Origin of the sequence: Xanthobacter aminoxidans (assembly GCF_043193615.1) — a bacterium.
Classification (GTDB): Bacteria; Pseudomonadota; Alphaproteobacteria; order Rhizobiales; family Xanthobacteraceae; genus Xanthobacter; species Xanthobacter aminoxidans.
Genome location: NZ_JBAFUS010000003.1, coordinates 24,493 through 39,391, shown reverse-complemented (window position 1 = coordinate 39,391; position 14,899 = coordinate 24,493). Strand labels below are relative to the sequence as shown.

The 14,899-nt window shown below is 64.7% G+C and carries 17 protein-coding genes and 2 pseudogenes; 12 read left to right on the top strand and 7 right to left on the bottom strand.

Translation table 11 applies throughout. The annotated features are described in order from the left end of the window. Positions 1–67: 67 nt before the first annotated feature. Both V5F74_RS15335 and V5F74_RS15330 read right to left on the bottom strand, forming a co-directional pair. Positions 68–1,390 (bottom strand): ATP-binding protein, encoded by a 1,323-nt coding sequence (locus tag V5F74_RS15335; protein WP_394008992.1) that lies wholly within the window; start codon positions 1,388–1,390, stop codon positions 68–70. Next, complete coding sequence (locus tag V5F74_RS15330) at positions 1,387–2,100, bottom strand: response regulator (RefSeq protein ID WP_029557307.1); 714 nt, start codon at positions 2,098–2,100, stop codon at positions 1,387–1,389. The genes V5F74_RS15335 and V5F74_RS15330 overlap by 4 nt, the downstream gene beginning before the upstream one ends. 269 nt (positions 2,101–2,369) lie before the next feature. On the opposite strand from V5F74_RS15330, the gene V5F74_RS15325 reads away from it, so the two are divergent. The 11 genes and pseudogenes from V5F74_RS15325 (at position 2,370) to V5F74_RS15275 (ending at position 11,209) form a co-directional block, all read left to right on the top strand. After that, positions 2,370–2,732 (top strand): ArsR/SmtB family transcription factor, encoded by a 363-nt coding sequence (locus V5F74_RS15325; RefSeq protein WP_029557308.1) that lies wholly within the window; start codon positions 2,370–2,372, stop codon positions 2,730–2,732. Continuing rightward, on the top strand, positions 2,725–3,264 hold the full coding sequence (locus V5F74_RS15320) for an arsenate reductase ArsC (protein ID WP_029557309.1): 540 nt from the start codon (positions 2,725–2,727) through the stop codon (positions 3,262–3,264). Before V5F74_RS15325 ends, V5F74_RS15320 begins: the two co-directional genes overlap by 8 nt. Positions 3,265–3,288: 24 nt before the next feature. Then, the gene (gene arsB, locus V5F74_RS15315) at positions 3,289–4,341 is read left to right on the top strand and encodes an ACR3 family arsenite efflux transporter (protein WP_394008990.1); all 1,053 of its coding nucleotides are present in this window, start codon (positions 3,289–3,291) and stop codon (positions 4,339–4,341) included. Between the two features lie 58 nt (positions 4,342–4,399). Beyond that, the gene (locus V5F74_RS15310; protein ID WP_394008988.1) at positions 4,400–4,720 is read left to right on the top strand and encodes an ArsR/SmtB family transcription factor; all 321 of its coding nucleotides are present in this window, start codon (positions 4,400–4,402) and stop codon (positions 4,718–4,720) included. Between the two features lie 54 nt (positions 4,721–4,774). Beyond that, positions 4,775–6,184: an NAD(P)-binding protein gene (locus V5F74_RS15305; RefSeq protein WP_394008986.1), complete on the top strand. Its 1,410-nt coding sequence runs from the start codon at positions 4,775–4,777 to the stop codon at positions 6,182–6,184. Beyond that, positions 6,181–6,444: pseudogene (locus V5F74_RS15300) on the top strand (MFS transporter); the annotation flags it as partial. The gene V5F74_RS15305 and the pseudogene V5F74_RS15300, both read left to right, overlap by 4 nt. A gap of 477 nt (positions 6,445–6,921) precedes the next feature. Continuing rightward, positions 6,922–7,890, top strand: coding sequence for a PDR/VanB family oxidoreductase (locus tag V5F74_RS15295; protein ID WP_197022981.1), 969 nt, complete (start codon positions 6,922–6,924; stop codon positions 7,888–7,890). 20 nt (positions 7,891–7,910) lie between these two features. Further along, positions 7,911–8,792, top strand: a complete 882-nt coding sequence (locus tag V5F74_RS15290) for a polysaccharide deacetylase family protein (protein ID WP_394008984.1) — start codon at positions 7,911–7,913, stop codon at positions 8,790–8,792. 106 nt (positions 8,793–8,898) lie between these two features. Next, positions 8,899–9,126, top strand: coding sequence for a hypothetical protein (locus V5F74_RS15285; protein WP_051679049.1), 228 nt, complete (start codon positions 8,899–8,901; stop codon positions 9,124–9,126). 29 nt (positions 9,127–9,155) lie between these two features. Beyond that, positions 9,156–10,211, top strand: coding sequence for a CobW family GTP-binding protein (locus V5F74_RS15280; RefSeq protein WP_029557317.1), 1,056 nt, complete (start codon positions 9,156–9,158; stop codon positions 10,209–10,211). Positions 10,212–10,279: 68 nt separating this feature from the next. Beyond that, a complete protein-coding gene (locus V5F74_RS15275; RefSeq protein WP_394008982.1) occupies positions 10,280–11,209 on the top strand; it encodes a LysR substrate-binding domain-containing protein in 930 nt (309 codons plus the stop codon). Positions 11,210–11,243: 34 nt separating this feature from the next. Here the strand turns inward: V5F74_RS15275 and V5F74_RS15270 are convergent, their stop codons facing one another. Together V5F74_RS15270 and V5F74_RS15265 are read right to left on the bottom strand one after the other, a co-directional pair. Continuing rightward, positions 11,244–12,014: an MOSC domain-containing protein gene (locus tag V5F74_RS15270; protein ID WP_029557319.1), complete on the bottom strand. Its 771-nt coding sequence runs from the start codon at positions 12,012–12,014 to the stop codon at positions 11,244–11,246. Between the two features lie 56 nt (positions 12,015–12,070). Beyond that, the gene (locus V5F74_RS15265) at positions 12,071–13,306 is read right to left on the bottom strand and encodes an ABC transporter substrate-binding protein (RefSeq protein WP_029557320.1); all 1,236 of its coding nucleotides are present in this window, start codon (positions 13,304–13,306) and stop codon (positions 12,071–12,073) included. Positions 13,307–13,719: 413 nt separating this feature from the next. On the opposite strand from V5F74_RS15265, the pseudogene V5F74_RS15260 reads away from it, so the two are divergent. Then, a pseudogene (locus V5F74_RS15260) lies at positions 13,720–13,815 on the top strand (hypothetical protein); the annotation flags it as partial. 68 nt (positions 13,816–13,883) lie between these two features. Here the strand turns inward: V5F74_RS15260 and V5F74_RS15255 are convergent. The 3 genes from V5F74_RS15255 to V5F74_RS15245 are packed head-to-tail and all read right to left on the bottom strand — an operon-like array spanning position 13,884 to position 14,841. Continuing rightward, positions 13,884–14,318, bottom strand: coding sequence for a helix-turn-helix domain-containing protein (locus V5F74_RS15255; protein ID WP_245279338.1), 435 nt, complete (start codon positions 14,316–14,318; stop codon positions 13,884–13,886). A gap of 45 nt (positions 14,319–14,363) precedes the next feature. Further along, entirely contained in the window at positions 14,364–14,600 is a 237-nt protein-coding gene (locus V5F74_RS15250; protein WP_029557322.1) for a Clp protease/crotonase-like domain-containing protein, read from the bottom strand. Positions 14,601–14,634: 34 nt separating this feature from the next. Continuing rightward, positions 14,635–14,841: a tautomerase family protein gene (locus V5F74_RS15245; protein WP_029557323.1), complete on the bottom strand. Its 207-nt coding sequence runs from the start codon at positions 14,839–14,841 to the stop codon at positions 14,635–14,637. Between the last annotated feature and the right edge of the window lie 58 nt (positions 14,842–14,899).

Sequence of the window (14,899 nt, the reverse complement as noted above, 5' to 3'; positions counted from 1 at the left end):
TCCGCTCGTGATGCCGGTACGGGTGAGCGATAGCGGGCGGCGCGTCACGCCGCGTATCGCTTCTGTATCAGTTTGTTTCAGCCTGGACCTTGGGCAGGCGCACCGTCGCGATCAGGCCGCCATCGGGAGCGTTGGCGAGCGTCAGAGTGCCGCCGTGCGCCTCGGCCACCGTACACGCGATGGTGAGGCCCAGCCCGACGCCGCCGGTCGCGCGGCTGCGCGAGGCCTCGAGCCGGACGAACGGCTCAAGCACGGCGGCCAGTTGGTCTTCGGGAATGCCGGGGCCGTGGTCGCGGACCCCCAGCACGGCGGCGGCGCCCTCGTCCGTGAGCGTCACATGGGCGGAGCCGCCATAGGTGAGCGCATTCTCGACGAGGTTGGACACCATCCGCTTCAGGCTGACGAGGCGCCCGGCGATCACCAAGCGCGGCGGGGCGGATAGATCGGCGCAAAGGCCCCGGTCCCGCGCTCCGTCCACAATGGTCTCCACCAGCGCCACCAGATCGAGCGGCCGTACCGGCTCGTCGCTGGCCTCGCCGCGCAGGTAGGAGAGGGTGGCATCCACCATCTGCTCCATCTCCGCGATGTCCTCGGCCATGGCGTGGCGCAGCGCCGGATCGCTCACATCCTCCAGTCGGAAGCGCAGCCGCGTCATGGGCGTGCGCAAATCGTGGGAGACGGCGGCCAGGGCCTGCGTGCGCCGCTCCACCAGTCCGGCGATGCGTGCCTGCATGCCGTTGAACGCATGGGCCAGCTCGCGAACCTCATTGGGGCCGGTCTCGGGCAGCCGCACGAGGGGGGCGGCGGGCGGCAAGGCCGCAACCGTACGCGCCATGGCCCGGAGCGGGCGGGTGAGCCACGCGGCGATGGCGAGCGAGAGCAGCAGCACGCCCGCTGCCATGAGCGTGGTGGAGAGCAGGGATCCATGCGCCCCCGGCGCCTGCGGGGCGGAGGCGAACAGGCGGGCGTTGAGCCAGCTGCCGTCCGGCAGGCGCACCGCCACGAGACTGAGATGCGGATCGGCCCCGGCGCTCACCAGCACATCGCCGGCCTGAAGCTCGGGCGCCAGGGTGCGAACCTCCTCGGCGAGGCGCTGGGCCGCTTCGGTCGCGCGGGCGCCGGCCGCAGCCATCGCTTCCCGGCTCCAATGCGCGTCGATGGCGCCGCCCGACAGATCGTGGGCCACATCCTCGCGGCTTTCCGGTGCCACGGCAGCGAGCGACCGGCGCAGAGAGATCAACTGGTCGGCGAGGCGCACCGCATGGGCGGCGTGGCGCTGGCGCTCCATGGCGTGCTCGTAGGTCCACAGGCTGAGCACATGCACCACGACGATGCCCACCACCGCCACCACGGCGGTGCGCATGGCGAGGCTGTCGAGGGCGCGGATCACGAGCGCTCCACCTCCGGGGCGAAGAAATAGCCCGCGCCGCGGACCGTCTTCACCATCTCCAGACCGCCGTGGGACTCGAGCTTCTTGCGCAGCCGGCTCACCTGGATGTCGATGGCGCGGTCGAAGCCCGTGGCGGTTCGGTTCTTGGCGGCGTCCATCAGCTGGTCGCGGTTCAGCACGCGCTGGGGGTGCTCGAGGAAGGTCAGCAGCAAATCGTATTCCCCGGTGGAAAGGTCCACCACCGCGCCTTCTGGATTGGTCAGTTCCCGCCGCCGGGTGTCGAGCGTCCAGCCGGAGAACTTCAGGCTCGAACCGCCCACTGTCGGGACGGCGTCCGAGGGCCGCGTCCGCCGCAGGACGGCGTGGATGCGGGCGAGCAGCTCACGTGGATTGAAGGGCTTCGCGAGATAGTCGTCGGCGCCCAGCTCCAGCCCGACGATCCGGTCCACGTCGCTCCCGCGCGCGGTGAGCATGATGATGGGGACGTTGGAGCTACGGCGCAGGTCGCGGCACAGATCGAGGCCGCTGACGCCCGGCAGCATGATGTCGAGGATGATGAGGTCCACGGGGCCGGCAGCCATGGCCTCCCGCATCTCGCGGGCATCCTGCGCCGACGTCACCTTGTGCCCGTGCTCGCGCAGGAACTTGCCGGCGAGCCGGCGGATCTCGGCGTCGTCATCGACAATCAGGATGTGGCCTTCAGGAGACACGGTCGCTCGCTCCTCGGAGCCGCATTTCTATAGCTTCGACGATGCCGCGCAACCGCCATCAGGCCGGCGATCAGCGAGGGCGTCCGCGGGTATGACGGGTGAGCCGGGCGACCTTTGGGGGCACGCCGCCCGGCTCCTGTCTGCCCCCCATCGTGCGTGGACAGGCTAGACGGGCATCCAGGGCTCAGGCCGTTTCCAGTCACAATCCAGTTGTCGGCTCCCGCGAACTAGGCTAGTCAATATCTCAATAAATCTTGAGATATTGACTCATGGATGAATCCGATGCCCTCTCCGCCTTCGCCGCGCTTTCTCAGGAAACCCGTCTCCGCGTGGTGCGCCTTCTCGTGCAGGCCGGTCCGGAGGGGCTGCCTGCGGGCGCCATCGGCGAGGCCATGGGCGGCGCTTCCTCCTCCCGCATGTCCTTCCACCTGAACCATCTGGAGCAGGCCGGGCTGGTGCGCTCGCGGCGGGACGGGCGGTCCATCATCTACAGCGCCGTCTACCCCGCCCTCTCCGACCTCGTGGCCTTCCTGATGCGCGATTGCTGCAACGGGCATCCTGAGGTCTGCGCCCCCGCCGTTGCTGCCTTGTCCTGCGCCTGCGAACCCAAGACCGAGGACACCCATGCCTGACACGAGCTCCGATCACGTGTTCAACGTGCTGTTCCTGTGCACCGGCAATTCCGCCCGCTCGATCCTCGCGGAAAGCATCCTGTCGAAGGACGGGGCCGGTCGGTTCCGCGCCTTCTCGGCCGGGAGCGCCCCCAAGGGCGAGGTGAACCCGCTCGCCATCCGCACGCTGAATGCTTTCGGCTACCCGACCTATGGCTTTCGCTCCAAGAGCTGGCTCGAATTCGCCGAGCCGAACGCGCCGGTGATGGATTTCGTCTTCACCGTCTGTGACAACGCGGCCGGCGAAGCCTGCCCCATCTGGCCGGGGCAACCGATGACGGCCCATTGGGGCATCGAGGACCCCGCCGCGGTGGAGGGCAGCGACATCGCTAGGGAAGCGGCCTTCAACGCCGCCTTCCGCTATCTCAAGAACCGCATCTCGGTGTTCACAGCGTTGCCGATCACCAAGCTCGACCGCCTCGCCCTCGGCACCCGGCTGCGCGAGATCGGCCGCCTCGAAGGTGGCACCGATCCGCGTTCTGACGTGGCCTGAGGCGGCTGAGTACGGAGATCGGAAATGTCCCTGTTTGAACGGTATCTCACCGTGTGGGTCGGATTGTGCATCGTCGCTGGCGTGCTTCTCGGCCATCTGGCGCCGTCGGTCTTCCACGCCATCGGCGCCGTGGAGATCGCGCAGGTGAACCTGCCGGTGGCCGTGCTGATCTGGCTGATGATCGTTCCTATGCTGCTCAAGATCGATTTTGCCGCCCTCGGCGAGGTGGGCCGGCACTGGCGCGGCATCGGCGTGACGCTGTTCGTCAACTGGGCGGTGAAGCCCTTCTCCATGGCGCTGCTGGGCTGGCTATTCATCGGCTGGCTGTTCCGGCCCCTGCTGCCGGCGGACCAGATCGACAGCTACATCGCCGGCCTGATCATCCTCGCCGCGGCGCCCTGCACCGCGATGGTTTTCGTGTGGTCGAACCTCACCAAGGGCGAGCCCCATTTCACCCTGTCGCAGGTGGCGCTGAACGACGCCATCATGGTGGTCGCCTTCGCGCCCATCGTCGCCTTGCTGCTGGGCCTGTCCGCCATCACGGTGCCGTGGGGCACGCTGGTGCTGTCCGTGGTGCTCTACATCGTCATTCCGGTCATCGTCGCCCAACTGCTGCGCGGCCGGCTGCTGGCGCACGGCGGGCAGGCGGCGCTGGACGGCCTGCTGGCCCGTCTCGGACCGCTCTCCCTCGTGGCGCTGCTGGCGACGCTGGTGCTGCTCTTCGGCTTCCAAGGCGAGGCGATCATCGCGCAGCCGCTCGTCATCGCGCTGCTTGCGGTGCCGATCCTGATCCAGGTCTATTTCAACGCCGGCCTCGCCTATCTGCTGAACCGCGCAACCGGGGAGGCGCACTGCGTCGCCGGGCCCTCGGCTCTGATCGGTGCGTCGAACTTCTTCGAGCTGGCGGTGGCCGCGGCCATCTCGCTGTTCGGCTTCACCTCCGGAGCGGCGCTCGCGACAGTGGTGGGCGTGCTGATCGAGGTGCCCGTGATGCTCTCGGTGGTGTGGATCGTGAACCGCTCCAAGGGCTGGTACGAGCGAACGGCCGAGGCCGGGAAAATCCAGCCCGCCGACTAATTCGATAATTGCCGAAATAACCCTTGACCCGCAGTGGGGCGGGCCATAGGTTAATTCCATGAATATCGAATTAGCCGCCAAGCAGCTTGAGGTGCTTGGAAATCCGACGAGGCTCAGGGTCTATCGGACGGTCGTCCGCGCAGGGCGTGGCGGCCTCCCGGTCAATCAGGTGCAGGAGCGCCTTGGCATTCCCGCATCGACCCTCTCGCACCACCTGCAACGGCTGGTTCAGAATGGTCTGGTGTCACAGGAGCGGCACGGGACGACTCTGATCTGCCGGGCCGTCTACCCCGCCATGAATGCCTTGATCGGCTTCCTCGCAGACGAGTGCTGCGCTGATGAAGGCTGCGCCGCCGAAGCATCCGAAAGGGCCGTCTGAACGGCCTTTTCTTGCCCAATTATTCGAAAATTCCAGAATAATCGGAGGAATGAAATGGAGAACATGCCAGTTGCCGTCATTGGCGGAGGCCCCATTGGGCTCGCTGCAGCGGCCCATCTCATCGACCGAGGCATCGCGGTCAGGGTCTACGAGGCCGGCGATGCGGTTGCGACAAACATCCGCGATTGGGGCCATGTGCATCTGTTCTCGCCGTGGCGCTACAATATCGATCCGGTGAGCCGGATGCTCCTGGCGGGCACAGGCTGGCGCGAACCGAACGCGGATATGTGCCCGACGGGCGCCGACCTCGTGGCGGACTATCTGGAGCCCCTGTCGCAGGTGCCCGCCATGGCGTCCGCCATCGAGTTCGGCGCCCGGGTGACTGCCATCGGTCGGAGCGGCATCGACAAGATTTCCAGCCGAGACCGCAGCGGGCACCCTTTCCTGCTCAGTGTCGCCAGCCGTGCGGGTGTGGTTCGGCGTGATCTCGCGCGCGCCATCATTGATGCCTCGGGGACCTGGACGTCGCCCAACCCTCTCGGCGGAAGTGGGCTGCCTGCGGACGGAGAGGCCACGCACGCCAAGCGGATTGCCTACGGGATACCGGATGTGCTGGGGCGCGACCGCGCCGCCTATGCGGGCCGCACGACACTGGTCTTCGGCGCCGGCCATTCGGCCGCCAATGTTCTCCTGGATCTCCAAGCATTGTCTCTGGAAGCGACGGGCACCCAGGCCATCTGGGTCACGCGCGGGTCGGACCTCTCTCGTGTCTACGGAGGCGGTTCAAACGATCAGCTCTCCGGCCGGGCGGATCTCGGGCAGTGCCTGAAGGAGCAGGTTGAAGGCGGCCAGATTCCGCTCATCACGGGCTTTGCTGCCGAGACCATCCGGGAGGAAGACGGCCGGCTGCATGTGGAGGGCACGACGACGTATGGCCGGCGGACGATTGGCCCGGCCGACCGCATCGTCGTCTGCACCGGCCAGCGGCCAGACCTTGCTCTCACCCGCGAGATTCGCGTTGATCTCGACCCTAGGCTGGAAAGCGTGCGGGCACTGGGCCCGATGATCGACCCGAACCTCCATTCATGCGGGTCCGTGCCCCCTCATGGGCACCGCGAGGTGTCTCATCCGGAGCCCGGCTTTTACACCGTCGGGATCAAAAGCTATGGCCGTGCCCCCACCTTCCTCATGCTGACGGGCTATGAGCAGGTGCGCTCGGTCGTGGCCGCCATCGCCGGAGACATGGGGGCCGCGAACGACGTTCGGCTCATCCTGCCGGAAACCGGCGTATGTCGGGCCAACCCTTCTTCTCCAGCCGCCTGTTGCGACAGCGCCTCTTCGCTCCCGCCTCCCGCCGTCAGCGAAGTCGGAGCAGTACCTGACCAAAAGAGCGGGTGCTGCCGAGCCTCCGCAGCGGAGCCAATGCCGGCACCTGCGCGCACTTGCTGCGCAAGCGCGACGTGAAGGATCAGGCGTCTCCGGTGGTCATCGCCGCGCTGGGCGTCGTGCAGATCCTCACCTGGGGCTCGTCCTTCTATCTGCTCACGGTGCTGGCTGGGCCGACTTCTAGGGATACGGGCTGGCCGCTGCAATGGATCGTCGGCGGCCTGTCGGTGGGGCTTCTGGTGGCCGGGCTGGTCTCGCCGAAGGTGGGCGCGCTGATCGATGCCCGCGGCGGGCGGCCGGTGCTGGCGGGTGGATGCGCGCTGCTGGCTTGCGGTCTGGCAAGGACGGTGAACGTCGGTCCCGGCGGCATTGCCTAACGATCTCGCCGGGCGGAGTTGGTCGCGAGGGAGCAAAAGAGATGCTTGCAGTCACTCATCAACGCGCAAAGCCGAACTGAAGTGAGCAGCGACCGGCGTTGGGCATGCTGTGTATTCTCTTTCAGTGAGGCGATGACGGTAAGTGTCCTTCGGGAGAGCGACGCGATTGCCGTTGGTCATCGATACCCGGGCGGGCGACAATCGCGCCATTCATCTTTGAGGTCGCCCGAAGGCGACTGCGCCAACGGGCGCGTGCTCTCAGGCGTCTCGCCCTCAGCAGATGAGCCCTGCAAGCTGGGCCGGAGCCTCCCTCTCCTTGCTCTCCTCCGCCAAGGGGGCAAGCATGAGGGAAACTAATCCATACAAAATCACAAATCGTTTGTCATGCAATAGCGTGCATGAAACCATAATTTAGAGAATAAAATGAGATTTTTCGGGATGAAGACGGTTGGTCGAGGAAAAACAATAGGTCACATATTAGCCAGAAGGGCATTGAATTCAGCTGTTGTTGAACTGGAAATCGACGTAGATGATGCGGGTTTTCTCGCTCCATATGAAGCTGGCGCGCATATAGACATTCACATTCCCGAAGTTGGCGTGCGGCAATACTCGCTCGTCCGGCCGTATAGTCCGGGGGAGCCCTATGTTGTGGCGGTGCAGGCTGCACTGGACGGGCGCGGAGGGTCGAGCTGGGTCCACCAGCATCTTCATGTCGGCGCCACGGTCGAGATCGGTGGCCCCCGCAATCATTTCCCGCTTCGCCCGGCGGAGCGGACCTTGCTCATTGCCGGCGGGATCGGCCTGACCCCGCTCATCTGCATGGCAGATACCTGCGAGCGCGAAGGGCGCTCCTATGATCTGATCGTGTGCAGCCGGCGCGAGGAGAACGTTGTCTATTTTGAGGAGCTCCTGGCGCCACGCCGCCATGGCCAAGTGAAGTTTGTGCTGGATGACGGAGATCCCTCCCGCGGTCTCGACGTCGCGTCTCTGCTACGTGCGCAACCCGCGGGGACTCGCGTCTATTGTTGCGGGCCAGCCGGCCTGATGACGGCCGTGAGCCGGGTCGGCACGGAGATCGGAGGGTTGAGCCTTCACTTCGAGGCATTCGGTGCGGCGCCGCTTGCTGCATCCGAAGCGCAGGATGCGCCGTTCAGCGTCTCGTGCGCGCAAAGCGGGGTCACCCTCGAAATCCCGCCGGGCGATACGATCCTCGACGGGCTCCTGGTGGCGGGCCTCGACGTCGACCACTCCTGCCGGGAGGGCTATTGCGGCACCTGCTTGACGCGCTGGCTTTCCGGCGAACCGATCCACCGCGACACCTGCCTTGGAGAGGTGGAGCGCAGCCGCTACGTGGCAGTGTGCACGGCCCGCGCCGAGGCCGGATCGGTTCTCGTTCTCGATATCTGAAACCTTCCGGGCGACATGACATGACGAAGAAAATCACCTGTGCATTCGGCGTCGATGTAGATGCGGTTGCCGCGTGGATAGGCACGTTCGGCGGTGCGGATTCCCCGCACGACATTTCTCGCGGCCTCTTTGCGGGCGAGGTGGGAAGCCTCCGGCTTCTCGACCTGTTCGATCGCTACGGCCTGAAGACCACCTGGTTCATCCCCGGCCATTCGGTCGAGACGTTTCCGGCCGAGATGGCGCGGGTCGCGGCACGCGGACACGAGATCGCGCTGCATGGCTACACCCATGAGAACCCGCTCGCCATGTCGCCGGCTCAGGAGGCAGACGTCCTGGATCGTTGCATCGAGCTTTTGACCGGCCTCGCGGGGCGGCGGCCCGTGGGCTATGCCGCGCCATGGTGGGAGCTGAGCCCCAACACCCCCGGCCTTCTGATGGAACGTGGCATTCTCTACGACCACTCCATGATGCATCGCGACTTCTCCTGCTATCGCCTGCGCGTGGGGGACAGCTGGACTGCCATCGACTATGGCCAGCCGGCATCGGGCTGGATGAAGCCCCTGTCACGGGGCAAGGAGACGCCGCTGATCGAGATTCCGGTGAGCTGGTATCTCGACGACCTGCCGCCCATGATGTTCATCAAGAAGTCGCCGAACAGCCACGGCTTCATGAACCCGAAGGACATCGAGGAGCTGTGGCGCGAGCAGTTCGACTGGGTCTACGAGGAGTTGGACGAGGCGGTTTTCTGCTTCTGCCTGCACCCGGACGTGGCCGGCCGGCCGCAGGTGTTGCGGATGCTCTCACGACTAGTCGAGCACATGGCACGGCTTCCGGGCGTCGAATTCAAGACGCTGGAGACCATTGCCCGCGAATTCGACCGCGCCCACCCATTCGCGGGCTGAACCCGTGTGCGGCATGTGCGGCATTTGGAGTGGCATGGGCCACTGGTCGAGCCCCGGTCGGTACCCCGCAGGCGAAGGGCGCGATCCGCTTCCGGCCGCCGCGCGCATGGCCCAGGCGCGCGCGCTTGCGATGATCTGCGCCCACGCCGGCATCGCGGTGCGGGACTGGATGCTCACCTCGTGGATCCTTGAGGACAGGGCCGGCGGCACATTGATCGTCGAGACATTGCCTGAGGTTTGGGAGGGCGTCGCGCGCCTGTCGGGTCGTCCCGTCGACCCGCTGGACGACGCCTTCATCGCCCGCATGGAGGCCGGCACCGCCGGCGCACGGTGAAAGGACCGACGGGCGATCTCCGCCTTCCCGTGTTCATCGTCACCGGCTACCTCGGCAGCGGCAAGACAACCTTCCTGCGTAGGGCGCTCGATGAGGCTGCCTTCACGCGTACGTTGCTGCTCGTGAACGAGGCAGCGGCTCTCGGCGTTGACGACCATCTGCTGCGCAATGATACCGGCGCGGTCGCGCTCCTCGCCAATGGGTGCCTGTGCTGCCGTATCGACCGCGGGGTCAAGGAAGAGTTGCATGGGGTGCTTGCCCTGCATCGTACGCGGAAGGACTTCGATCGTGTGATCCTCGAGTTGAGCGGGCTCGCGGATTCGCTCGCGGTGATTGCGACCATCACGTCGGATCCCTATCTCAATGGCCAGCTGCGGATCGCCCTCGTCGTCACGCTCGTCGATGGGGTCCACGCTCTGGAGAGTCTCGATGCCGCAGAGCACCGGCGCCAGATCGAGGCCTCCGACGTTGTCCTGATCACCAAGACCGATATGGCCGCCCCCGACTCCTTGGCGGCGGTGGATGCCCATGTGGTCCGCGTGCAGCCGCTCGCGCCCCGCCGTCCGGCCGTCGAGACACAGTTCGGCTGGCTGGTCGAGCAGGCCACGGACTTAAGGGCCGACCGCATCGCCCGCAGTGCCGTCGCAGGACGCTGGCGGCGGGAAAGCCTCCGGCCGGCCCTGCGGCCGCCTGCCGGCGCCTTCGCATGTCTGCCGGCGGGACCCGAGACCTTCTGCCTCCGTGTGGGGCAGCCGCTGGACTGGAGCCGCCTCGCCCTGTGGCTATCGCTGCTGCTGCACCGTCATGGCGACCGCATCTTGCGCATCAAGGGCTTCCTGACCCTAAAGGGAGCGGATGCGCCGGTGCTCATTAATTGCGTCCGGCACATCGCCTATTTCCCCGAGCACATGGAGCGGGAGGGCGATGCGGGCATGCCATCCTTCCTCGTGTTCATCGTGGACGGCCTGCCTAAGGAGCGGATCGTCCGTTCGTTCGCAGCCTGCGTCGGCGAGGGGGTTGCTGCATGGGAAACGATGCCCCATCAGCCAGAGGACACGTTGAAATCCGCTGATCCGGAGGGTTAGAGTTCCGCCATGCTGACGCTTCATATTCGACGTGGCATTTCAGGACGTGACGCCGACGCGGGCCGCCGATGAAGCGCCGTCTGCCGCCGCTGCTGGCTCTGCGCGCATTCGAGGCCGCCGGTCGCCATCTGAGCTTCTCCAAGGCTGCCGACGAACTCAACGTAACCCAGGGCGCCATCAGCCGTCAGATCAAGCTGCTCGAGGACTTCCTCCACGCGCCGCTCTTCCGGCGCCTCACTCGGCAGGTGGAACTGACCCCCTTCGGCCAGAGCTATCTCGCAGCCGCCATCTCGGCGCTCGATGAGATTGAGCGCGCCACCGTGCAGAGTCTGCAGGAAGCGCGCTCTCTTTCGGTCAGCGTCCTGCCCACCATCGGCGTCCTGTGGCTGATGCAGCGGCTGACTACCTTCATGATGACCTATCCTGAGATCCGCCTGCAGGTCTCGTCCTCACTGGAGCCCGTGAATTTCAAGAGGGAAGGCGTCGATGTGGCCCTACGCGTCGGCAAGCTTCCGGGCGCAACCTTCGATCCCAACGCCCCGCAGATCGATTTCCGGATGACGGACACGTGGGACGATGTATCGGTCACGCCCCTTTGGGAGGATCGCATCACGCCGGTGATGAGCCGCCGTCTGTTCGAGCGGCACGGCCCGCTCACCTCGCTGGACGACCTCGGGCGGTTCCGCCTGATCCACAACCAGAAGCGGCCTGACTGCTGGGCTGCCTGGCTCCACGCTGCCGGTGCCGCTCCCACGCAAGGCGCAGGGCGCGTGGATGTCGGCCATTCCTTCATGGCGGTTATGGCGGCGCGCGACGGGGAGGGCGTCGCCTGTGTGCCCACCATCGAGATCGACAATGTGGACTGGCGCGATGAGCTGGTTAAGCCGTTCGAACTCAGCGTCCGCAGCGCTGGCGGATACTACCTGCTCTGCCCGAGGGACAAGGCCCTGACGAGCGAGGTGAAGCTCTTTTCAGGCTGGCTGGTGGGCCAGTGCTGAGTGCGTGCGGCCCCCGGAGCCGCGCGCTCGCGCCTCAGTCGAGCAGCTCGATACGATCGCCGGCCGCGATCCTGCCTCCGGCCTCGACCTCTGCGTAGATCCCGAGGTCGCCATGGCCCTGATACTCGCGGATGGCGATGGGCAGGTTGATGTCGCGCACCGCCCGATCTGGATCGACGCTGGTCGCGGCGCATCTTTTGGTGCGCCGGACGACCTTCAGCGCCACTTCGCCAATGCCGAGGCGCCGCCCCACCCAATCCAGTTCGCTCCAGGCGGCCGGACCTTCGAAATAGAGGTTGGCGCGGAAACGGATGGGGTCGAGTGGCAAGGCGAGATGGGCCGACAGGTCCCCTACAGTGGTCAGGTTGATCAGGGAAATGGAGCGCATAAGCGCGACCGAGTGGACGCTGACATCGGTGAACTGATGGCCGGGGGCATGGACGACCTCCGGCTCGCCAGGCAGTGGCACATCCACCACGCCGGCGAGTAAGCGTGCCAGGGCGCTCCGCTCCGCGGCATCGTCAAGCGCGAAGGTGCGCACGTCAGCCCCGTTGCGGAGCTCCAGCCGGTTATCGGCCTCAATGAGACGTGACTTCAGCCGGGCGAGGTTCTCATGCTTGGCCAGCATGAGGAATTGCGTCTTGGGTGCCGGCTTCGGCGCGGCAGGGTCGAACTGCAATGACCCGTCCGTTACCGCATACTTGCGATCCAGGGGAAAGCCGAAACCGGCCTCCAGCACCACCTCGCCCATGGCTTCGGCAGACAGGCCCTTCACCGGATAGCGGAACAGATTGACGATGCGCATTCTGACCTCGATTAGAAAATGGGCGCGGCGGCAGGGTTGGCCGCCGCACCCATACGTCACTTGATGGCGGCGCAGGCGCCCGGAACCATCGGCGAGAAGGCATCCGCAGCAGTAACGGTGAACAGCGGAGCGTAGTAATCCCACGGCCCCTTGGATTCCGCAGGAATCTTCACCCGCATCAGCTGCATCTCGTGCTCATGAAGGCCATCTGGCCGGATGTGGCCGCCCCTTGAGAAGAAATCGTTGATAGGCTCGGCTTTCATCCGGGCGACGACTTCCGTACCGGCATCGGTCCCCGCCTTTTCGGCACTCCTGAGATAGTGCATGGCAGCCGAATACATGCCTGCCTGCACCATGGTTGGCATTTTTCCCATGCGCTCCTGAAAGCGCTTTGCAAACTTGCGCGCCTCTTCATCCCGGTCCCAGTAGAAGGCGGTGGCAAGCAGCAGATTCTGCGCCTGGGTCAGCCCCATGCTGTGCACGTCAGTGATGAAGGTGAGCAGCGTCGCCACCCGCTGGCGGCCGGCGTTGGAGATGCCGAACTCGTTTGCTCCCTTGATCGCGTTGGTCGTGTCAGAGCCGGCGCTGGCGAGGGCGATGACCTTCGCGTTGGAGGCCTGCGCCTGAAGCAGGAAGGAGGAGAAATCCGCCGTATTCAGGGGGAAACGAACACTGCCAAGCACCTTGCCGCCGCTCGCCTTGACCACGTCGGCAGTGGTTTTCTCAAGCCCGTGCCCGAAGGCGAAGTCCACCGTGAGAAAGAACCAGGTGTCGCCGCCGTCGCGCACGATCGCCTTTCCGACGACGTTGGAGAGCGCGTTCGCGTCGTAAATGTACTGGACGCTATTGGGCGTGCAGGTGTCGGTGGTGATTTTTGGGGTGCTGACGCCGCCCAGAATGACCACCTTGTTCTTTTCCTTCGTCACCCCTGTAACGGCGAGGGCGACCGCGGAGTTCGAGATGTCGAAGATGGCGTCCACCTTGTCCACGTCGTACCAGGCCCGCGCGATGGAGACCCCGACGTCGCTCTTGTTCTGATGGTCCGCGACGATCACTTCGATGGGCTTTCCGCCGAGCTTTCCGCCAAAATCTTCCACCGCCATCTTCACAGCCGTGAAGGAGCCGTTACCAGCGTAATCGGCATAGGGCCCTGACATATCGGTGAGGACCCCGAGCTTGATCACCCCGTCGGAGAACGCCGGATTGCCGCCACTCTGCGCATTTGCCTGCAGAAAGGACGCCAAGCTAACGAATACGGCTGCTGTATAGGTAATCGACCTCGATTTAGTCATCTGCGATTCCCCGTTCCACGGTCTCTGGGGGATTTTTCCTTCTCGTTGATGACTGAATCCCACCGGATGCTTGCAGGTTACAAGCCATTTTTTGGCGCCAATGAATGAGCTAAGCTCATCGGTCGCTTCGACGGCCTGCTTTTGCTGCGGAGGTGAACTCTGTTTTCACATCGAGGTTGGGTGCCCGATTATCGGATTGGCTTTCCGATAACGCGAGGCGATAATTGTGCAATTGATGATATGTATATAATCACAAAATATTCTATGCGCGAGACGAAATATCAAAATTTAATATGTTTGGTGCATAGAATTGTAGTTAATAATGCATTCGTGATCGGTGTCTGTGCGCTCTATCTACTGGAGGAAGATGGTGGATAGACAGATCGAGCACCTCAGGGCATCTGGCTGCCAGAATGTCTTTTCTGAGGCGGCAAGCGGCGCCAAAGTTGCGACGTTGCATCACCTCGCTGAAGGCCGGATATGTGCTCATTGTCGTGCGGCTCGACCGCCTTGCGCGCTCCACGCGCGATCTGCTCAATGTGCTGGCCGAGGTGAGTGAGCGAGGCGCCGTCTCAGGTCACTTTCCGATGCATGGGCTTTCAATCGGCGTGGAACCTGCCCCTATTGGAGTGGGCCCTTTGAGCTGGACAGTGGTCAAGCTTCGGTTTGGACCGTCTGCCGGGCGTGATGATCCTCGAACTGGCGGGCTGAGATAGCCGAGCGCCGAGTGACGCCTCTTGGTGTTGTAGACGTCGTCGATGAATGTCGGAAGGCTCTCGGCGACGTCGGCGAATGTCTCGTAGGCCATCTGGTATTCCTGCATCCGGTCCGCAGCCTCGGCGTCCTCATCGAAGGCGCCGGTCTCGTGTTTCTGCACCCACAAACGGATCAGGTTGCACGACAGGTCGTGCCGCTTAGCAAGGCCATGCAGCGTCTCGCCGGAGATGAACTCCTGCGCGACCTGACGTTTGAACGCGATGCTGTGAGATCGATGCGTGTCATGGGCTCTCATCCTCTGAAAGCCCGGCCCACGGTCAATTCCTAAAGTTCAATCCGTCTACCGGAAGGGCCCACTCCAGGTCAAGCTGGACCCCGCGGTGAAATGCGGGCTGAAGGCCTGCAGCACGCCGACACGGACATCCGGCTCATCCTCCATGACCTGGTAGGCGTCGGCGAGGGCAGTCACCATCCTGCCTGAGAAGCCGTTCAGCTTCCGCCGCCGGTCGATCCCGATCAGCATCAGCGCGCCGCGCCTTTCGGTTCTGATCGTACCTTCGCCACTCTCGTCCTTCATGCGGTCGTTTTCTGGTCGGCGTGCATGCGATGTTTCATGGCGATTCCCGTTCCGCGTTGCTCCTGGCAACGGACTTGCCGGCGACTGCGAAGTCGCCGTCGGACATGTCCTCAACCCTGATGCGGACCTGCTCCGGCTGGCAGTCCAGTGTCGCGCACAGCGCTTCTGTCACGCGTGCGAACATTGCGTCCTTCTGCTCCTGCGTACGCCCTTCCATGAGAGCCACAGTAACGATCGGCATGATCTTTCCATTCGCTGGCGATACAGCTCACCGCCGCGGGCGCGGGGTGGCAAGGTGA